Source organism: Streptomyces glaucescens (assembly GCF_000761215.1).
GTDB lineage: Bacteria > Actinomycetota > Actinomycetes > Streptomycetales > Streptomycetaceae > Streptomyces > Streptomyces glaucescens_B.
On record NZ_CP009438.1, the window covers coordinates 7,092,645 to 7,112,020 of the forward strand.

Annotated in this window: 18 protein-coding genes and 1 pseudogene; 7 read left to right on the forward strand and 12 right to left on the reverse strand. The window is 72.9% G+C overall.

Features of this window, described 5'->3' with window-relative positions; all coding sequences use genetic code 11:
• Positions 1-40: 40 nt before the first annotated feature.
• From SGLAU_RS30715 to SGLAU_RS30735, 5 genes are all read right to left on the reverse strand, one after another.
• Positions 41-802: a ZIP family metal transporter gene (locus tag SGLAU_RS30715; protein WP_043505838.1), complete on the reverse strand. Its 762-nt coding sequence runs from the start codon at positions 800-802 to the stop codon at positions 41-43.
• Between the two features lie 132 nt (positions 803-934).
• On the reverse strand, positions 935-2,422 hold the full coding sequence (locus SGLAU_RS30720; RefSeq protein WP_043505839.1) for an amino acid permease: 1,488 nt from the start codon (positions 2,420-2,422) through the stop codon (positions 935-937).
• Positions 2,423-2,834: 412 nt separating this feature from the next.
• Positions 2,835-3,272 (reverse strand): membrane protein insertion efficiency factor YidD, encoded by a 438-nt coding sequence (yidD, locus tag SGLAU_RS34035; protein WP_078957971.1) that lies wholly within the window; start codon positions 3,270-3,272, stop codon positions 2,835-2,837.
• 208 nt (positions 3,273-3,480) lie between these two features.
• Positions 3,481-5,286: a VanW family protein gene (locus tag SGLAU_RS30730; protein ID WP_078957972.1), complete on the reverse strand. Its 1,806-nt coding sequence runs from the start codon at positions 5,284-5,286 to the stop codon at positions 3,481-3,483.
• 244 nt (positions 5,287-5,530) lie between these two features.
• Positions 5,531-6,583 carry a YncE family protein gene (locus SGLAU_RS30735; protein ID WP_043505840.1) on the reverse strand — a complete coding sequence of 351 codons (1,053 nt, stop codon included), beginning with the start codon at positions 6,581-6,583 and terminating at the stop codon, positions 5,531-5,533.
• Between the two features lie 147 nt (positions 6,584-6,730).
• Between SGLAU_RS30735 and SGLAU_RS37000 the strand changes: the two are divergent.
• A pseudogene (locus SGLAU_RS37000) lies at positions 6,731-6,901 on the forward strand (LysR family transcriptional regulator); the annotation flags it as partial.
• Positions 6,902-6,940: 39 nt separating this feature from the next.
• Positions 6,941-7,654 (forward strand): LysR substrate-binding domain-containing protein, encoded by a 714-nt coding sequence (locus SGLAU_RS30740; protein WP_412556274.1) that lies wholly within the window; start codon positions 6,941-6,943, stop codon positions 7,652-7,654.
• 203 nt (positions 7,655-7,857) lie between these two features.
• Here the strand turns inward: SGLAU_RS30740 and SGLAU_RS30745 are convergent, their stop codons facing one another.
• The 3 genes from SGLAU_RS30745 to SGLAU_RS30755 form a co-directional block, all read right to left on the reverse strand.
• Positions 7,858-8,868 (reverse strand): hypothetical protein, encoded by a 1,011-nt coding sequence (locus tag SGLAU_RS30745; protein ID WP_043505842.1) that lies wholly within the window; start codon positions 8,866-8,868, stop codon positions 7,858-7,860.
• A 369-nt stretch (positions 8,869-9,237) separates the two neighbouring features.
• Positions 9,238-10,212 carry a GNAT family N-acetyltransferase gene (locus tag SGLAU_RS30750; RefSeq protein ID WP_052413973.1) on the reverse strand — a complete coding sequence of 325 codons (975 nt, stop codon included), beginning with the start codon at positions 10,210-10,212 and terminating at the stop codon, positions 9,238-9,240.
• A gap of 128 nt (positions 10,213-10,340) precedes the next feature.
• A complete protein-coding gene (locus tag SGLAU_RS30755) occupies positions 10,341-10,838 on the reverse strand; it encodes a cupin domain-containing protein (protein WP_043505843.1) in 498 nt (165 codons plus the stop codon).
• Positions 10,839-11,462: 624 nt separating this feature from the next.
• Between SGLAU_RS30755 and SGLAU_RS30760 the strand changes: the two genes are divergently transcribed.
• From SGLAU_RS30760 to SGLAU_RS30770, 3 genes are all read left to right on the forward strand, one after another.
• Positions 11,463-11,846, forward strand: a complete 384-nt coding sequence (locus SGLAU_RS30760) for a hypothetical protein (protein WP_159072815.1) — start codon at positions 11,463-11,465, stop codon at positions 11,844-11,846.
• 183 nt (positions 11,847-12,029) lie between these two features.
• Positions 12,030-13,094: a YihY/virulence factor BrkB family protein gene (locus tag SGLAU_RS30765; protein WP_043505846.1), complete on the forward strand. Its 1,065-nt coding sequence runs from the start codon at positions 12,030-12,032 to the stop codon at positions 13,092-13,094.
• A 78-nt stretch (positions 13,095-13,172) separates the two neighbouring features.
• On the forward strand, positions 13,173-13,778 hold the full coding sequence (locus SGLAU_RS30770; RefSeq protein WP_078957973.1) for a phosphatase PAP2 family protein: 606 nt from the start codon (positions 13,173-13,175) through the stop codon (positions 13,776-13,778).
• A gap of 102 nt (positions 13,779-13,880) precedes the next feature.
• Here the strand turns inward: SGLAU_RS30770 and SGLAU_RS35790 are convergent, their stop codons facing one another.
• The 3 genes from SGLAU_RS35790 to SGLAU_RS30780 form a co-directional block, all read right to left on the reverse strand.
• Positions 13,881-14,036, reverse strand: a complete 156-nt coding sequence (locus tag SGLAU_RS35790) for a DUF6131 family protein (protein WP_099052881.1) — start codon at positions 14,034-14,036, stop codon at positions 13,881-13,883.
• A 163-nt stretch (positions 14,037-14,199) separates the two neighbouring features.
• Positions 14,200-14,871, reverse strand: coding sequence for a lipoprotein (locus SGLAU_RS30775; RefSeq protein WP_043505847.1), 672 nt, complete (start codon positions 14,869-14,871; stop codon positions 14,200-14,202).
• A gap of 207 nt (positions 14,872-15,078) precedes the next feature.
• Positions 15,079-15,669, reverse strand: coding sequence for a TetR/AcrR family transcriptional regulator (locus SGLAU_RS30780; RefSeq protein WP_043505848.1), 591 nt, complete (start codon positions 15,667-15,669; stop codon positions 15,079-15,081).
• Between the two features lie 105 nt (positions 15,670-15,774).
• On the opposite strand from SGLAU_RS30780, the gene SGLAU_RS30785 reads away from it, so the two are divergent.
• Complete coding sequence (locus SGLAU_RS30785; RefSeq protein WP_043505849.1) at positions 15,775-16,653, forward strand: NAD(P)-dependent oxidoreductase; 879 nt, start codon at positions 15,775-15,777, stop codon at positions 16,651-16,653.
• 134 nt (positions 16,654-16,787) lie between these two features.
• Here the strand turns inward: SGLAU_RS30785 and SGLAU_RS30790 are convergent, their stop codons facing one another.
• Positions 16,788-17,513, reverse strand: a complete 726-nt coding sequence (locus SGLAU_RS30790; RefSeq protein ID WP_043505851.1) for a S1 family peptidase — start codon at positions 17,511-17,513, stop codon at positions 16,788-16,790.
• 302 nt (positions 17,514-17,815) lie between these two features.
• On the opposite strand from SGLAU_RS30790, the gene SGLAU_RS30795 reads away from it, so the two are divergent.
• Entirely contained in the window at positions 17,816-18,568 is a 753-nt protein-coding gene (locus SGLAU_RS30795) for a thioesterase II family protein (RefSeq protein ID WP_052413974.1), read from the forward strand.
• Positions 18,569-19,376: the final 808 nt, after the last annotated feature.

Sequence of the window (19,376 nt, forward strand, 5' to 3'; positions counted from 1 at the left end):
CGCGGACGCCGCGACCGGTGGCCTCCGGTTCGCGCGCCCCTCACGCGTGGGACAAGGCGAAGGAGACGAGGAAGCCGCTGACCGTGACCAGGCCGATGGCCAGGTGCGCGTCCTCGAAGGCCTCCGGGATCATCGTGTCGGCGATCATGGCGAGGATCGCCCCGGCCGCCACCGCCGTCACCGCGGCGATCACCGCCGGGGAGAACGCGCCGACGACCGTGTAGCCGAGGACGGCCGACACGGTGCTGGCCGCGGCGATCGCGCCCCACACACCGAAGACGTAGGCCTTGCCGCGGCCCGCTCGCTTCATCCCGGCGGAGCTGGACAGCCCCTCCGGGACGTTGCTGATGAACACGGCCGCCACGGTCACCAGACTCACCGCGCCGCCGTCCAGCAGGCTCACCCCGATCACGGCCGACTCGGGCACCCCGTCCAGCAGCGCGCCGAGCGCCAGCGCCAGCCCGGAGCCGCCCTGCTGCGCCTCCGACGGCTGCGCGTGCGCCTGGTGGCGGCCCGAGCGTTTGCGGTGCCGGGCACCACGGCGGGCCAGCCAGAGGTTGCCGGCGGTGTAGGCGCCCGCGCCGACGAGCGTGCCGATCGCCGCCGGGGCCAGCCCGCCCTGATCGTAGGCCTCGGCGACCAGCTCGAAGGAGACCGCCGAGATCAGCACCCCCGCGCCGAACGCCATCACCAGGGCGATCGCCGTCTGCGGCACCGGCAGTCCGAAACCGATCCCCGCACCCAGCAGCAGCGCCGACCCCGCCACCAGCCCCCACAGTCCCGCCTGCAACACATCGATCATGCGCTCACCAGTACCCAGCGGCGGGCCACTGCGCTCCTCGAAGCCGGTGACCGGCGCGGCCGTGCGGCCGTACGACGAGGCGGGGCACCCCCGGCACGGCCGCCGGGGGTGCCCCGCCTCGTCGGGGAGTGATCAGTCCCGCGGGCGTCCCGCCGTCTCCAGCCGCTTGTCCCCGTCGCCGTCGGCGACCGTGCCGCGCGCCGTGACCTGCGGGTTGCTCGCCTTCAGGATCGCCCAGCCGATCGCCAGGCACACGGCCCAGCCGGCGCCCACGTACAGCGAGACGCGGCTGTCCGGGTCGATGGCGATGAGCACGGTCACCATCAGCAGGAACGCCACGGCGATCCAGCTGCACACGGTGCCGCCCGGGGCGGGGAAGGACGAGGCGGGCAGGCGCCCGGCGACCACCGCGCGGCGGTAGAGGATGTGGCTGACGAGGATCATCAGCCAGGTCCAGATGCCGGCGGCGGTGGCCACCGAGGTGACGTAACCGAAGGCCTTCTCCGGGACGACGTAGTTGAGGATCACGCCGATGCCCATCAGCGCGGCGGAGAGGGAGATGCCGAGCGCCGGCGTCTTGGTGGAGCTCAGCCTCCCGAGGGCCTTGGGAGCCTCGGAGTTGGCGGCCAGGCCCCGCAGCATGCGGCCCGTGGAGTACATGCCGGAGTTGCAGGACGACAGCGCGGCCGTCAGGACGACGAAGTTGACGATCGCCGCGCCCGCCGGGATGCCGATCTTCGCGAAGGCCGCCACGAAGGGGCTCACGCCCGCCTCGAACTCGGTCCACTTGACCACCATCAGGATCACGCTGAGCGCACCGACGTAGAAGACGATGATCCGCCACGGCAGGGTGTTGATGGCCTTGGGGAGGGTCTTCTCCGGGTTCTCCGACTCGCCCGCGGTGACACCGACCAGCTCGACGGCGAGGTAGGCGAACATGACGCCCTGCAGGGTCATCAGGCTGGAGCCGATGCCCTTGGGGAAGATGCCGTCATGGGCCCAGATGTTGGACACCGCGGCGGTGTCACCGGCCTGGCTGAAGCCGAAGGTGACGACACCGAGACCGATCACGATCATGCCGACGAGGGCGGTGACCTTGACCATCGAGAACCAGAACTCGATCTCGCCGAAGATCTTCACCGAGATGAGGTTGGCGAGGTAGAGAACCACCAGGAAGACGAGGGCGGTGACCCATTGCGGGATCTCGGGGAACCAGTAGTTCACGTAGATCGCCGCGGCCGTCAGCTCGGCCATGCCGGTGACGACCCACATGAGCCAGTACGTCCACCCGGTCACGAACCCGAAGAACGGGCCGAGGAACTCGCGGGCGTACTCCGAGAAGGAGCCCGACACCGGCCGGTAGAGGAGCAGCTCGCCGAGCGCCCGCATGATGAAGAACACGATCACGCCGGCGAGGGCGTACATGAAGATGAGGCTGGGGCCGGCCTTCTCGATGTTCGCGCCCGCGCCCAGGAAGAGGCCCACGCCGATGGCGCCGCCGATCGCGATCATCTGGACCTGACGGCTGCCGAGCCCGCGCTCGTAACCCTCCTCGGGAACGCCTCCCGAAGCTCCGTCGCCGTTGCCGTTGCTGTGCTTGTCGACCTGCACTGAGGTCATGTGTGGTGCGCCTTTCCGCTCCATACCGACCTGCACCGCTCTCGGCGTCAGATCGGGTTCCGATCCCCCGGACACTGCTGGAGTTGCATACCGGCGGTCGGCCGGCTCAGCGCCCCTGCCCGGACATGGGTGTCGTCCGGCAGGTGGTCGGGAAGGTGTATCACGCCGCGTGACGGCTGACTGTGACGCGGACCACGCGAAGAAACCGGCAATCCCGTCAAACAAGGGAAACGGCGCAACACGGTGACCGGATCGTTATTCGGATCTGAGGGTCCGCTGAGCGAACGCGGGGGTGCCGCTCCGCGGGAGCGACGGGAGTCACCGGCCGCGGTGCGCGCGGGGGAGCGGTCCCGCTGTCACTTGGGTGTGCCGATGAGTTCTCCGCCAAGGGGCTAGTGGAGAGCCCCCGCGGTCAGCCGCGGCGCGGCGGCACCGGGTCGTACGCGCCCCTGCGGCGGGCGGCGCCGGGGCGGCAGCGCAGCAGCCGCGCCAGGACCAGGCGGCTGCCGCGCAGCGCGCCGTGGCGGTGGAGCGCCTTGACCGCGTAGGTGGAGCAGCTCGGTGTGTACGGGCAGCACGCGGGCGTGGCGGGGCTGACGGCGACGCGGTAGTGCCGTACGAAGCGGTACAGCACGGCGGCCGCTCGCCCGCCCGGAACGGGTGCGGCCGGGTCCGGTCCGTGTCCGGCGGCGGTGAGCGAAGGGCGCAGGACGGCCGACAGCAGGGCCGCCTGCGTCCACGCGCCGCCACAGCAGCACGGGTGCGTCAGCGTGTCCAGCGCTCCCGCGCAGCACCCCTCGTCCTTCTCCTCCGCGTCGTTCCCACGGCCGTGTCCGCGGTCGCGCGCCATGATGTCGATCCTCCCCGTCGCGGTCGGAAGATCATACGAAGGGGTGGGCGGTGACGAGCGGACGCGGTGCGACCGCGCCTCGGTGACGCGACCGGCCGCCGACCGCGTGGGCCCACCGGACGCAGTCGGCTCGGACACCCTCGGCCCGCTCGGCCCGCTCGACCGGTTCACGGCCCTGCGGACGTGGCGGAGCCGCGGCAGAGGGGGCCTACAGGCCCAGCCCGGCGAGGCCGAGGAGCGACTGCTCCGCGCCCGCCGCGTTCGACGCGCTCGACGCGTCCGGCGTCTCCTCGGGGCTGCGGCAGACGATCTCGTCGCGCGGGGTGTAGTGCGTGCGGAACGGTTCCCGCTTCACCTCGCGCCCGCCGTCGTAGAAGACCCGCTGGACGGTGACGTCGAAGCCCTGGAGCGGGGTCTGCGGCACGCACTCCTCGTCGGTGCGCACCTTCCGCTCCGGCTCCCGCACCTGTGTGCGCGGGCCCTTCACGGACTTGATCTCGTCGTACTTCTTCGTGCCGAGGAAGCTGACGGTCACGGAGGTCTCGGTGGACTGCGCCTCGATGTAGAGGGCGTGGCCGGTGTCGTTGGTGAACCGCAGGTCGAGGCTGCCCCAGGCGACCGTGGCCTCCCGTCCCTCGGGGTACCGCTCGATGTAGAAGGAATGGGCGCCGTGCTCCACGGGCTTGACCCCGGCGAAGAACATGGCGTTGAAGACGGTGGTCGCCACGGCGGACACCCCGCCGCCGGGCGCCTTGGTGTACCGGTCGTCGAGGATCATGATGCCGTCGGTGAAGCCGTTGGCCTCGGTGCGCTCCCCGACGGTGCGGTTGAAGCTCCAGGTCTCGTTCGGCTTGACGAGGGAGCCGTTGATGAGTTCCACGGCCCGGCCCACGTTCTGGGTGCGGTAGGCGGCCGGTTCGAAGTCGACGGTGAAGGAGGACAGCTTCTCCGTCACGCCGAGCCGGGCGGCGTTCTCGCGCGTCAGTTCCGGCTGGACGGTGCGCGTGGCGATCTCGCCGGTGCGAGCGGCGCCGGACGCGGTGAGCAGGGGCATGACGGCCTTGCCCAGGGCCTTGGCGGTGACCTCCTGGGCGGGGGTGCCGTCGGCCGTCACCACGGCCTTGTCGCCGCTGGGCCCGAGCCGGGCGTTCTTCGCGGTGGCGGGGAGCGCGGCGAGCGGCTCGGCCACCGCGGGGGCGGCGCGCAGGCCCTTCTCGTCGAGGTGCGGGCGCAGTCGCCCGTCGGCGTCCGGCCGCAGCGACAGGTACGCACCGAGCACATCCGGGCCGACCGTGAAGCGCTGACCGCCGGCGGTGAGCGTGACGGGTGCCGACACGGCGGGTCCGGCGAACTCGCGTACGGCCCGCCGCACCTCGTCCGCCCCGGTCTTCGGCTGGGTCTCGCGACCCGGCAGCACGGTCACCGGATGCTGCTCGGCCCGCTCGAAAGCCGCCCGCAGCGCGTCGACGGAGGCGTCCTGGTCGAGGGTGAACCCCGTGCGCGGCGCGACCTGCCGCACCGTGCCGTCGGCGAACGTGACGGCGCCCTCGCGAGGCGTGTGGTCGCGTGTCTTCGCCAGCTCCGCGACGGCGGAGCGGGCCCTGTCCTCGTCCATCCGGACGACCGGCTCGACGGCGCCGCCCGAACGGAACAGGCCGCCGATCGCGCTGACCGGGTCCAGGCCGCTGATCGCGGCCCGGTCCACGGTCCGCTCGGCGTCGAAGGCGAGCCCGGCCTGCCGCGGCTCGACCGTGTCGGTACGGCCGCCCGCGCGCACGGTGATCTCCCGCGGGCCCGTGGCGGGCAGGCCGTCCTCCAGCTTCCGCACGGCCTCGGCGCGGCTGAGACCTCCGATGTCCACCCCGCGGACGGTCGTGCCGTCCTCGATCTCCCCGCCCGCGACGAGCAGCCCGGCGAGATACAGGCCGCCGACACCGATGGTCAGCGCACCGCCCGCCAGGACGGCGGGCGGGAGCGCGGCTATGTGGGGGAGGGAGGGCTTACGGGGGCGCATGGGTCTCCTGTGAACGGGCAGAGGGCACCCCTTCAAACTACCGACATATGCGCCATGGGTGGAATTGCCCAGGTCACACGTGAGATATCGGACGCCGGTGCGGGGTGCGACACCCGTCCGCGCCCGCGGGCTTTCGGCCCTCGGCGCCCGCACCATCCCGGTGCCCGGTGCCCGGTGCCCGGTGCCCGGTGCCCGGTGCCCGGTGCCCGGTGCCCGGTGCCCGGTGGCGGTCGGCGGTCGGCGGTCAGGCCCGGCGCGGGAGGTACGCGAGGCCGTGCGCGCCCGGCTCGCCCAGCTTGGCGATGTCCAGCCGGGCCAGTCGTTCCAGGGTCTCCAGGTCGACGATGTCGACGGTGGACGAGACGACGCAGGCCACGTAGGCGAGCCGGCCGTCGGGGGAGGACGCGATGGTCAGCGGGAAGAGGCCGACCTCGACGTGGCCCAGCCGCTCACGGGTCCCGGCGTGGAACACGGTGAGGCGGCCCGGCGCCTGGCGGCCGAGCCGGGAGGCCGGGTCGGGTGCCACCCGCACCTCGCCGGCGAGCAGTCTGCCCGTCGAGGTCAGGTGCACCGGCAGGACCACGTCCTCGGTGGGCAGGGTGCCGACGACGGACGCCGTCCGCGTGTCGACGACACGGATCCCGGTGGCCGGCCGTTCCCCGGTGACTCCGGAGAAGTCGGCGTAGGGCGCGGCGACGAAGGCGTGCGCGCCGTCGGCGGACACGGCCAGGCCCTCACTGCCGGGCACCTCGGCCCTCGCGGTGAGCGTGTCTCGTTCGAGGTCGACGATCGACACGAACGGCGCTTCCTTGTTGGTGGCGCAGCCCGTCCGCCCCGCCGGGTCGATGGCGAACCAGTGGGGTCCGGGCGCGTCCGTGTCGATCCTGCCCACGGGCCGGCGGGTCTCCGTGTCGACCACCACGACACCGCCGGGCCGGTCGTCCTTGCCTTCCACACTGACGTAGAGGCGGCCGCGCGCCGGGTCCAGCGCCAGTCCGTGCGGCCCGTGTTCCGGGGCGAGGTCGACGAGCTCGACGATGCGGCGGGCGTCGGGGTCGATGACGGCGACTTCGGTGCGCCGGCCGCCGTTGGCGTGGTAGTAGCCCGAGCGGTACGTCAGGGTGCACCACAGCAGCCGCCGCGTCGCGTCGAAGCACAACTCGTGCGGCTCGGCCGGGACTCGCACATCGCCGAGGTGCCGGTCGGAGACCACGTCGAAGAACGAGACCGTCGGTCCGCTCTGGCTGACGACGGCCAGGACGTCACCTTCCCTGCCGTCACGGGGGGACTGCTGCACGAGAGCTCCTCGAAGAGAGTGCCGAAGGAATGCCGCGCGTCTTCGCGGGCCGTCACCACCCTCCGCGCCGCAGGAGGTCCGCAGCAATGCAAGGATCGGCACAGGATCATTGACCCGAAGCGCAAAAATGCAGCTCAGGAGGGCACTGTGGATCTCAACCTGCTGCGGGTCCTGGACGTCCTGCTCCAGGAGAACAGCGTGACCCGCGCGGCGGAGCGCCTCGGCACCTCGCCCGCAGCGGTCAGCCGTACCCTGGCCCGGCTCCGCCGCGCCGTCGGCGACCCGCTGCTGGTCCGGGCCGGCCAGGAGATGGTTCCCACCCCGCGGGCCGTGCAACTCCGGGAGGAAGTGGGCGCGTTGCTGCGCCGCTGCGACGCCGTCCTGCGGCCCGGCCCCGGTTTCGACGCCACGCACCTCCAGCGCACCTTCACGGTGCAGGCGGCCGACCTGCTGCTGGTGGGACTGGCGAGGAACCTGACCGAGCGGATCCACGCCGAGGCGCCTCGGGTCGACGTCGTCTTCCTGCCGGAGGCGGTGGAGGGCGGCCCCGGGCTGCGGCAGGGCTGGGTGGACGTCGAACTGGGCGTCCTCGGACACCTGGACCCGGAGATCCGGACCCGGCAGCTCGCGCGGACACCCCTGGTCGGCATCGCCCGCAGCGGCCACCCCCTCTTCGAGGGGCGCATCGACGCCCGCCGCTTCGCCGCGGCCGACCACATCGGCATCTCCCGGCTCGGCAAGCGCCTCGGGCCCATCGACAGCGCGCTCGCGGAACTCGGGCTGCACCGCCGGACCGCGGTCGTGGTGCCCAGCCACACGAGCGCGATGATGCTCGCCCGGGACACCGACCTCGTCGCGCTCAGCCTGGCCGACTGGCTCCCCGACACCGTCACCGCGATGGGGCTGCGGACGTTCCCCGTCCCCCTCGATCTGCCGCCCCTCGACCTCGGGATGGCCTGGCACCCCCGCAACTCGGCCGATCCCGGGCACCGCTGGTTCCGTGAGCACCTGGCGGCCGTCGTCCTCGCGGCACCAGCGGAACCGGGGGCGTTAGCCCGTACTTCCGGCTGACGCCCATTCCTGCCTGCCGGCCGGCCGCGCCCCGCCGCCCGCATCGGCACGGGCGTCAACCGGGGCCGGTCCCCGGGGCCCCGACGCGACGGGAGGGACACTGCGCTCCTCGCACCCGGCGTGGCGGAGGGCCGGGCAGTCCGGGAGCCGGGGAGCGCGCCCGTGTCCGCCGCGCCCCTCCGGCCCCCGGTCCCGGCGTGTGCCTACGCCGCGTCCTCGGTGAAGTCCTCCTCCAGGGGGCCCTCCTCGCCGACGCCCTCCGCTCCCATCATGGCGGCGCCGAACCCGCCGAGGATCTCGTCCATGTCGAGCTCGGTGGCACCGGCCGGGGCCGTGGGGGCCTGCCCCTCGCTCATCCTCACCACCAGGCCCAGCTTCTTCACCTTCGCGTTCTCGGCCAGCTCGGCGAGGTCGACGTACACCTCGCTCAACTCGCCGTTCTTGAGCGTGAAGTCGGCCGTGACCTTGGTGTTCGGGGCGTCCGCGAAGTCCTTGGCCGTGGGCATCTCCGCACCCGGCGGCAGCTTCTTCGCGAGCGGACGGATCTCGTCGAAGAACTCCGTGACCAGAGTCCGGAACGGCGCGGTGGCGGTGATGTGCTCGGAGCCGTCCTTCTCGCCGGCGCTCCTGAAGTCGACCTCCCGGGCGATGGTCTCGCGCAGCGCGTCCAGCAACTGCCGCTGAGTCCTGGCGTCGAGGGTGGGCTCCGGCGAGGGCTTGGCGCCGGGCTCCGCCCCCATCTCGGCGGCCGTCCTCTCCATCTCCTTCATGTCGATCTTCACCCACTTGCCGGCGAGCGCGTCCTTGAGACCGCCCGCCTCCGGGGGCAGGTCCTGCGCCGACGGCACGGGCGCGCCTATCACCTCGCCGAGCGCGTCGATGTCGGAGCGGATGTACGTGTAGTCACCGATGACCCGGTACTCGACCAGGTCGCCGTCCTCGGTGCCGACCTTCAGGGCCATGCCGACGTAGTCCTTCTCGCCGGACTCGTCGAGCGGCTTCCTCGACTGCACGGTGACCTTGATCTTCGCGCCGCTCAGCAGGTCGGCGACCTCCTCGGGGAGCTCGTCACCGGGCTCCGGGTCCGTCGAGGAGTCCAGCTCCTTCAGCGTCCGGGCGTCGGTGTCGAGGCCGAACTCGAAGGAGATCGACTTCTCCTTGCCGAGCTTCTCGAAGGCCTCGTCCAGCTTCTTCCCGGCGGACAGCTGCTCCACGGTGCCGCAGGCGGCCGAACCCGCCAGGACGGCGCCGACGACTGCGGTGGCGGTCAGGGTCTTGCGTATGGCGGTGATGATGGTCTCCTCGTCAGTGCGATCACGGCGTGATCACCGGCAAGACTCCCGACACCGCCGAATGGTTGTGCCGCCAGGACGGCCGATGCCCGAACGGAGACTCCCGGGTTCCTCGGGAACGTCTCCCTCAACAGGGGCACCTTGTGGCGGGAGGCTGACCTCGGTGAGCAGACGGTGCCGCTCGCACGTGGACGAAGAGACCGGGACCCCGCGCGAAGCGCCGGCACGGGTGCAACGGGCGGTTCCCGCGGCCGCCTTGGTGTGGTCCGCAGGCGTGATCGTGCGGGGGGTTCACCGCCAGTCGTCGATCACGTAGGCGTCCGGGTGGCTGTAGCCGGGTTCGTTGGGCTTGTGCATGGTCACGCCCTGCAGCCAGGTGCGGAAGCCGCGGTCGGCCATGCGCCGGTAGGCGTCCTCGCGGGCCAGGTTCACTCCGGCGTCCAGTTGTCCCAGGCCCTTCTCGGCGGCCAGCCGCTCGCACGCGTCCAGCAGTCGCTCGAACCGGTCCGCGGCGTCCGGGCCGGGGCGTACGGCGCCGAACTTGACGAAGCACACGTCCTCTCCGGCCTCCGACCCCGCTCCGCAGTGGCAGACGGCCAGGCCGTCGAGGCCGGAGCCGGTGCCTTCGAGGAGGACGGTGTCACCGAGCCCCTGCGCCTGGGCGGCCTCGATCTCGCGCTCCAGGTTCAGGCCCTCGTACACGGCCCCCGTCAGGGCGCGGCCGAGACCCAGCGCATCGGAGCGCTCGGCGGCGGTCAGCTCGCTGTACAGCACCCGGCCGGGGACCGCGGCACCGACGGTGACCTGCTTCTTCATGATGGCGGTGAGGAACCTGGGCCAGAAGCCGTACCGGCGGTACAGCTCGAGGTGCTTGGGACTGTGCGAGAAGGTGAACAGCCCGAGGTGGCGGTTCCCCCAGGTGTCGAAGCAGGCCATGACCGGTTCCATGAGGCGCCTGCCGATGCCCCGGTCCCACAGGTCCGGGTGTACGGTCAGCGGGCCGAAGTACCCGACGCTGCCCCAGTCGGTGGCGAAGTTCGACCCGACGACCTCGCCCTCGACGGTCGCTGCGAACGCCGCGTGCGGATCTGCCGTCCAGCGGGAGCGGACGTAGTCGGCGGTCCCGAAGAACGTCTCCGGTTCAGGAGACCCGAGGAAGGTCCCGAAGGCGACCCTGAAGATCCCGTCGGCCCGGTCCAGGTCCGGTTCGGCCAGCGGGCGGACCGACACCGGGGCGGCGGCACTCGTTCGCTTCGCTCCGGACATGATCGCTCTCCTTTCCGCCCCCGGTTCCATCGCACCACGGTCGTGCACCGCCGGCGAAGCGACGGGCCATGGTCACCACCGTCGACGGGTCCGCGCGGCGAACCGCCGGGCGGAACGGCCCGCCCGGTTCAGCCGGCGGCCAGTGCGGCGTTCCACGCGGGGCTGTCGACGTAGTGGTTGTCGAAGCGCTCCGAGGACGCCTTGATCTCCTCGAAGCCGGCTTCGCCGCGCATCACCCGGCCCAGGAGCCGCAGGTAGTCGAAGCGGGCCATGCCCGGAGTGAAGGTGAACAGCACGTCCGCCGTGCACCCCGGGGCGGCGGCGAAGGCGTGCGGGGTGTGCGGCGGGACGAGCAGGAAGTCGCCCGCGTTCAGCACGGTGACGGCTTCCCCCAGCAGGACGCGCAGGGATCCGTCGATGACGTGGAACATCTCCGCGGCCCGGGTGTGGTAGTGCGCCGGCGCTCCCACCGCCCCCTCCGCGAAGGTCGAGCGGTAGCAGGTCAGCAGACCGCCTGTCGTCTCGGAGTCCGCCAGCAGCGTCATCGTGCTGCTGGGGTCGCTCGTCGTCTCGGCCTCGGCGCCCCGGGTGAGAACCGGCGCGAAATCGGTACGGATGCCGCTCATCGAATGCGCTCCCTTGGTAGCGGGCGTCGTCTTCTTCGCCCTTGTGATCACCATTCTGGGTGGGAAGTTGACCGGATGGGTGGGGCAATCCGCCCACGGAATCCCAGGTCAATTCCGCGGCGTCCGTGCCCGTTCCGGAGCCCGCTTTGCGCCCGCCGGCCCGCCTTCCGCGTGCGCCGCCACGGCATCGGCTGACGCCGCGTCAGAAGGGGAGGGACCCTCCGCGCGGGCGGGGTTCGGCGGCGTCCGCGAGCCGTGCCGGACCAGGGGCCCTCGCCCGCGGGGTCCCGCCGAGAGGAGCGCCGGTGATGCGGCGGGCAGGAGGGTGCGCCGGGTGACACGCGTGCGGGAAATGATGGCTATCGCGTTCCGCGGCACCGTACTTTTACGCCTGTGTCCGGCGGCGAAGAAGAAAGGCGGCATTTCATGGCGAAGCGGGGACGTGTTTCTGCGCGGCAGCGCGCCGCGAGGGAGGCGGGCCGACGGGCCGCCGCAGCCGTGCGCCTGGCGGGAGCCCGGCCGTCCGGCCTGCGGCCGCAGCCCCAAGGCACGGTGGCGGGGGTGCCGCGGCCGGCCCGTGCGGCGGACGGTGCCACGGGGCCGGCGGGCAACGTCGCGGTGTCCGTGTGTGCTCCCGGGTGCCGGGTCTGCGCCGAGGCCCGCGAGGAGTTCACCGCCCTGCGCGCCGCCTCCCTGCTGCAGCGGCGCCGCCTCGACGAGCCCGACCGCTACCCCTACGCCGCCGGCAAGCACACGCTGCACCGCAGCGCCTGCCGGCAGATCAAGCAGGGGATCGGCGGCCTCGAGGGAGACGACTCGCCGCGGTTGCACGGCGCTCTGACCCGCTTCGCCCACGACGGGACCCTCACCTCCGGGTGGGCCACGCACCTGCGCGTCATGGAGCCCGCCGAGGCGGCCGGCTGGGTGAAGGAGCGCACCGGTCCCCGCGGCGGCACCCACTACCGCCTGTGCGGCATCTGCGGACCCGTCCGGCCCGAGAACGCGTGAGCAGCGGGCGGGGGCGGCCGCGGGGCGGCCTGCGTGGAGCGAGCCGCAGGACGTCGCGCCCGGTGCCGGCCGGGAAGGCCGGGAGCGCGGACCCCCGTGACCGCGGAGCCCGGGAATCCGGCGTTCCGGCGGGCCGGCCGTTCCCGGCGGCGTAGGCGGGGCCTTCCGGGTTATCCGGAGGGTATGGCGAGTCTGCATCTTCCCGGGCGCAAGGCGCACCACGGCCGCGGCGAGACGCGGGCGGCCGAAGTGCCGACGCCCGAGGAGGCCGGGCCCGGGCCCGAGGTGGCGCGCCGGGAACCCGACGCGCCGACGAAGCTGCCCAAGCGAGCCTGGAGGGCCGTCCTCCGGGGGACCGTACGGGAGTTCAGGGACGACGAGCTGACCGACCGCGCGGCGGCCCTGACGTACTACGGCGTGCTGTCCCTGTTCCCGGCGCTGCTGGTGCTCGTCTCCCTGCTCGGCATCGCCGGCGAGTCGGCGACGGACACGGTGCTCGGCAATCTCGAGCAGCTCACCCCCGGCGCGGCCCGCACCATCATCACCGGTGCCGTGGAGCAGCTCCAGGGGAACGCGGGCGTCGGGTCCGTGATGGCGATCGTGGGCCTGGTGCTGGCCGTGTGGTCGGCCTCCGGCTACGTGGCGGCGTTCATCCGGACGTCCAACGCCGTCTACGACGTGCCGGAGGGCCGCCCGATGTGGAAGATCCTCCCGATCCGCGTCGCGCTGACGGTCGCGTTGATGATCCTGGCGGTGATCAGCGCGCTGATCGTGGTCTTCACCGGCGGTCTGGCGCGCCGGGCGGGGCAGGCCCTCGGCATCGGGGACACCGCGCTGACGGTGTGGTCGATCGCCAAGTGGCCGGTGCTCGTCGTGCTGGTCACCCTCATGATCACGATCTTGTACTGGGCGAGCCCGAACGCCCGGGTCAAGGGCTTCCGCTGGATCACCCCCGGCAGCGCCCTGGCCCTGGTGATGTGGATGATCGCCTCGGCCGGGTTCGCGGTCTACGTCGCGAGCTTCGCCTCCTACAACAAGACCTACGGCACGATGGCCGGCGTCATCGTCTTCCTCGTGTGGCTGTGGATCACCAACCTGGCCATCCTGCTGGGCCTGGAGTTCGACGCGGAGATCGTACGGCAGCGCGCCATCGCGGGCGGCCTGCCGCCGGGCCGCGAGCCCTACGCCGAGCCGCGCGACACCCGGGCCTGGAACGCGCGGGACGTGCGCCGGCTGGACGAGGCGTGACCGGGAAACAGGCCGGAAGAGGCTGATCAGGGGCAAGCAGCGGGCTTGTGCCGGCGCACTGCCGGATACCCGGGGTTCATGAGATTGCTGACGGAGTCGGTGGAACTCGACCGGGTGCTGACACAGCGGGCGGCTTCCCGCATCCCGCCGGGCGTGGGCAAGGTGCTCTCGGCGGTCGAGGAGGCCGCCGAGAGCAGCAAGCTGTGGTGTGCCGCCGCCGTGGTGATGATGTCGCTGGGCGGACGGCGCGGGCGGCGAGCGGCGGGCGCCGGCCTGACCGCCCTGGCCGGCGCGCAGCTGATCTCGAACGGACTGTGCAAGCAACTGGTGGACCGTCCCCGGCCGCCGAAGGAGTGGTTCCCTCACGACGAGGCCGACGACCGCCCCGGTTCCTCCTCCTTACCGTCCGGGCACACCGCCGCCGCGGTGGCGTTCACCGCCGCCGTGGCACCCGCCTGGCCCGCCGCCGGGGCGGCGTGCGCGGTGCCCGCCGCCATGGTGGCGCTCGAGCGGGTGCAGAGCGGCGCCCACTACCCCAGCGACGTGGCCGCCGGAGCCGCCATCGGCCTGGCCACCGCCTGGCTCACGCGCCGTGCTCCGCGCATGGTCCTGCGGTACGGGATCCGGCGTGCCGCGGCGTTCGGGCCGGGTGGACCCGGGCAGATCGTGCCGAGCCCACGGTGACGTGAGGCCGCGGCGGATGCGGGCGGCGCACCGGCCCGGTGCGCCGCCCGCCGTGGCCGGCGGGCAGCCCGCGCAGCGGGGTGCGGCGTCGCCGGGGACCGGTCACCAGTAGTGCCGGCGACCGCCGACCGCGTGTCCCATGGCTCCCATGATCCACAGGATCGCGCCGATGACCGCCAGGATGATTCCGATCGTCCACAGGATCGATATGCCGGTGACGAAACCAACGACCAGCAGGATGATTCCAAGGAGGAGCATGATCGCCTCCTACGACGTCAGTGCTGCTACCACTGTGGACCGCAGTACCCCTGTTGGGAAGTCTTTACCTGCGCCGCACGGGACGTGATGCCGCGGGTCCCCCGGCGCCTCCTCCGCCCATGCCTGCGGCGGGAGCGACCCTGAGGGCGTGCTCCTCGGGACGTCAGGGGGTGAAGATCTGTTCGAGCCGGTCGATGGCCCCGTCCGCGCCGACGTGGTACGTGAACACCAGTCCGCTGTTCGGGTGCGCCTCCAGCCAGTCGAGGAACTCCTGCACGCCGATCTGCTGGTTCTCGGTGCTCGCGACGATCGGGTCCGTGGCGGTGACGTACGCGGCCTGGTCCAGGGGGAGGTAGGTCTCCTTGCCGACGGTCACGAAGGGCGGGCCGTCGGAATCCGGCGCCGGGCAGTCCCAGTTGCCGTGCCGGAAGATGAGGCTCAGGGCGCCCCCTTCCGGGGTGTACCGCAGGACGGCGATCTCGTCCGGGGAGATGGGCATCCTGTGATCGCAGTCGGGTGCGGTGTCTGCCGGGCTCGCGGTGGACGGCGCCACGGACACCGCGGGTGTGGAGGCCGCCGGGCCGGCGGTGGTGCTCGCCGTGGCACCGCCCGTCCCGGGGGTCGCCCGGCCGGCCGGGGTGGCCGCGGCGTCCGTACCGGCGCCGACACCCGGTTGCGCGGTGGCCGAGGACGAGGGGGCGGGCGCCGCCGCCGAGCCGCCCTCACCCTGGCACGCCGTCAGTGCCAGCGTCAGCAGGCCCACGGCGCCCAGGGCCGTGGCGGTGCTGCGGAGCGGCGCGGGTCTGCGACGGCCCGGGTGCCTGGTGCTGTTCATGGTGGTTCCCCCTCGGTGCTCGCGGCCCGTCGGTGGGCGCGCGGTCGATGTCAGGAGGGACGATATTCGGCCATCCGCGGTTTCCCCGTCTCCGGGCGGTTGCGAAGTGGTGACGTGCGGGCACCGCCCGCGGGCACCACGCCTCGCCGGCGGGGGACGGGTGCCCGGCGTGCATGGACGTCCGTCAAGACGCCCGCCGTTGCCCGGTCAGGACCGTACGGCGGAGTCGAGGAGGGGGCCGAGTTCGCGGACCGCCGTGGTGAGGGGACCCGTGTCCCGTTCGGCGCGCGCCATCAGGATCGCCCCCTCCAGGGTGCTGATCATCAGGGTGGCCAGCGATTCGGCACGGGCCGCGGGCACTCCCATGTCCGTCAGCGCCACGGCGAGGGGTGCCCGCCAGGTCGCGAAGGCGGCCGCCGCGGCCGTGCGGGTGGAGTCGCCGCGGGACGCGCAGTCGACGGTGGCGGCGGCGACCGGACAGCCCGCGTCGAAGCCGTCCCTCGCGTACTCGTCGGTCCACTGGGCGGTCATCGCCGCGAACAGGCCGCTCGGCGTCGGCTCGTCGAGCCCGGCACGGAAGCGGGCGATCCGCTTGCCCGCGTACCGGCCGGCCCACGCGAGTGCCTCGTTGACCAGCTGCTCCTTGCCGCCCGGGAAGTAGTGCTGCAGGGAGCCGCGCGGTGCGTCCGCGTGCGCGGCCACCTCGCGCATGCCGGTCGATGCGACCCCGTGCCGCCGGATGAGCTGGGCCGCGCTGAAGACCATCCGCTCCCGCGGACCGGGCCGCGCCTGAGTCATCCCCGGTCTCCTTCCCTCACGTCCACGCACTCTATGACCGCCGTCATGGCGGCCGCTACTATGACCACTGTCATAGTCGGCACGTGACGCGAAGGGCGGCCCGCCGTGCACGTCGGATTCATCGGTCTGGGAGTGATGGGCCGGCCCATGGCCCTGCGGCTGGCGTCCGCCGGCACCCCGCTCGTCGTCTGGAACCGCACCCCGGAACGCGCCCGCCCGCTGCGGGCGGCCGGGGCCGAGGTCGCGGCGGACGCCGCCGGGGTCTTCGCGCGGACCCGGGTGGTGCTGCTGATGCTCGCCGACGAAGGCGCCGTCGACGCGGTCCTCGCCCGGGGCACGCCCGGGTTCGCCGCCCGGGTCGAGGGCCGGACCGTCGTGCACATGGGGACGACCTCGCCCGCGTACTCGCGGGCCCTGGAGGCCGACATCCGCGCGGCCGGCGGCCGGTACGTCGAGGCGCCCGTCTCCGGCTCCCGGGTACCGGCCGAGCAAGGGCAGCTCGTCGCCCTGCTCGCGGGCGAGGAGACGGCCGTGGCCGCCGTACGGCCGCTGCTGGCGCCCATGTGCCGGGAGACGTTCGCCTGCGGACCGGCGCCCGGGGCGTCGCTGATGAAACTGTCGGTGAACCTCTTCCTGATCACCCTGGTGACCGGGCTGGCCGAGGCCTTCCACTTCGCCGAACGGCAGGGCGTCGACCGCCGGTTGTTCCTGGAGGTCCTGGACGCGGGTCCGATGGCCAGCGGCGTGTCCCGGATGAAGTCGCCCAAGCTGCGCGACCGGGACTTCGCGGTGCAGGCGGCGGCACTGGACGTGCTGAAGAACAACCGGCTGATCGCCGAGGCGGCCCGCACGGCGGGCCTCGCCTCACCGCTGCTGGACGTCTGCCACTCCCTGTTCGAGGAGACGGTGGCGCGCGGGCACGGCGGCGAGGACATGATCGCCGTACTGCGGGCGATCGAGGCGCGGACCGCGGGCGCGCCGTAGCCGGAGCCCGCGGGCGGCTGCCGGTACGGCGGGCCGTGGCCGCCCGCCCGGCCCGGAGTGCACGCGGGCGCGCGCAGGCCCCTCGCCGCACCGCGGCGAGGGGCCTGCCACACGCTGGGAGGCGGTGGGACGGTTCAGACGCCGGCGATCGACTGGATCCAGGAGCGGTACGCCGTCACGTTGGTGTAGGCCGTGGTGGTCTGGCGGTCGCTGGTGGAGGCGACGCCCACCTGGACGCCGCTCGCCATCATCGGGCCGCCGGAGTCACCGCCGGCGGTGATGCCGTCGCCCCGGCGGGCGCAGATCGCGGAGCCGCCGTACGCGTCGGTGCAGCCACCGGTGACCGTGACGTTGGCGACCTTCAGGTAGCGGGACTGGCAGTTGGCCTCCGAGCCGCACTGGGAGGTGGCGCCCCAGCCGTACACCTGCACGCTCTGGCCGACCCGCACCGAACCGGGCTGCCCGAGGCGGGCGTAGGTCGCCGACACGGAACGGTCGAGACGGACGAGCGCGAGGTCCGAGCTGTGGGTGTAGGTCTGGACGCCGTTGGCCACGGTGCCGCCGCTGTACTGGTCCAGGCTGCCGATGCGGAAGGACAGCCCGCCGCCGGTGACGCAGTGCTTGGCGGTGAGGATCCAGGTCGGCGCGATGATGGTCGCCGTACAGGTCTCTCGTCCGTTGGAGTACAGGCGGGCGGCCCACGGGCCACTGGTGGCCTGGCCGCCGCCGATGATGGGCTGGGGGGCCGTGGTGGTCGGGGGCGCCGGCGCCGCGGCGGCGGTGGGGGCGAGAAGCCCGAGGGCGGAGATCGCGGAGATCGCTGCTGCGGCGAGAGCGGGCACGAGCCTCGATATGCGCAAGGTTCCTCGATTCGAAGTACACGTTGGGGGCGTGTAAGTGCGGGGAGAGTCGGCCCACTTGGGCCGTGACCAGGGCGAACGCCCGCCTCGGGGACGGCAGTTCGTCGTGGACATGACTCAGGATTCCGAACGATGGGTGAACGCGGGACTATCTCTTGGCCATAACGCGGTGTTATGGCGGGCCCTCGCGCCGGCGCGCCGAACGCCCCTCGACGCACGGCCGGGGGCGCCGTACGGTCGGCGATGGTCACCCGAGGCCCGCCGGGCGGGCCCGGCCGCACGACGAAAGGCGGAGAAGGACGATGGAGGGCAAGGACCCCTGGATCAGGACGCTGCGCCGCGCCACGGACCCCCGGGCGCGCGTGATGTTCCTCCCGCACGCCGGGGGCGCCGCCTCCTACTACGCGCGGTTCGCGCGGCTGTTCCCCGACGGCTGCGACGTCTCGGCCGTGCAGTACCCGGGGCGGCACGACCGGCTGGGCGAACCCTTCGTGACGACCCTCGAAGGTCTCGCCGAGCGGCTGCTGCCGTCCTTGCGGCCGTGGGCGGCGCAGTCCGTGCCGCTGGTGCTGGTCGGCCACAGCATGGGCGCGTCCGTCGCGTTCGAGTCGGTGCGCCGGCTCGGGCGCGACGGGCTGACCGCCCACTGCCGCCTCGTCGTCTCCGGCCGTGGCGCCCCGTCCACGATGCGCGAGACCCCGGTCTTCGATACCGACCAGGACCTGCTGGACCACCTCGCGGGGCTCGGCGGTACCGAGGCGGAGATCGTGGGCAGCCCGGATCTCGTGGACCTCGTCCTGCCCGCCATCCGCAATGATTACCGGGCAGTCACCCGGTATCGGCCGGACCCGGAGGCGGCGGTGGACACTCCCGTCCTGTGCCTGACCGGCGACCGCGACCCCCGGGTGACACCCGAGGAGGCCGCCGCCTGGAAGAGGCACACCACGGCCGGCTTCCGGCTGGAAATCCTCCCCGGCGGACACTTCTTCCTCACCGACCACGCCGACTCCGTCGTACGGCTCATCGCCGAGTGCGCCGGCCCCGGCGGTCGCTGACAGACGGCGCGCACGGCGCACTCCGGCGCGCGCTGAACTGCCGAGAGCCGTTTGGCGTGCGCCCGCGCGCGCGGCTTTCCGCGCGCGCCGGTGGTTTCCTGCGAGCGCCGGTCCGTTCCCGGCACGGCGGTCTCGCCGGCCGCCGGCGAGCCGGGCGGCGCCCCGCGCAACCGTCACCTGACCTGGCCGAAACCCGCCGGGTGGGCATCCCGGCGATCGAGGCGTGAGAGAGGGGAGTGACGCCGGACGCACCCCGGGATCCCCAGGACGCCGAAATTCCTTCCCACACACCAGGTTTGGCTGTGAAAAGCCGGGATACACGCCCTTCTCAGTGGGTCAGTGGGTCGCCTGAAGGGCCGTCTCCCCTTCGATTTCGGGGGGTTGCCATCCTGTGACCCAACGTGAAAACTGTGAGCGCACTCGGCCCGGCCGGATCGTGTCGAAGCGCGTCATTGGCACGTGAAGTGCGAAATCGTGGGACAGGGGAGTTCTGCGCAGGGCCGCTGCGCCGGAGAGGTCACTGGGGGATGTGGTGGTGTCTGCTAGGTGCCCGAGGCACGTGCTGCCAGGCTGCGCACGTGCGGGCCTGTCCGCTGCTCGGCGGGCGTCCGGACCGCTCGGAACCGCCGCCCCGCCGCTCCTGTTCCGGCCTCAGGTCCGCTGACGCCCCGGGGGCCGGCGCTCCCTGAGCGGACGGACCCGCGGGTCGCTCCCCGGCCGACCCGGCCGGACCACGCACCGGCACCTGACGCGGAGCGACGACCGCTCCGCGGTGCCACACCCGATGGCCGCGCCCTCGACGGCCACC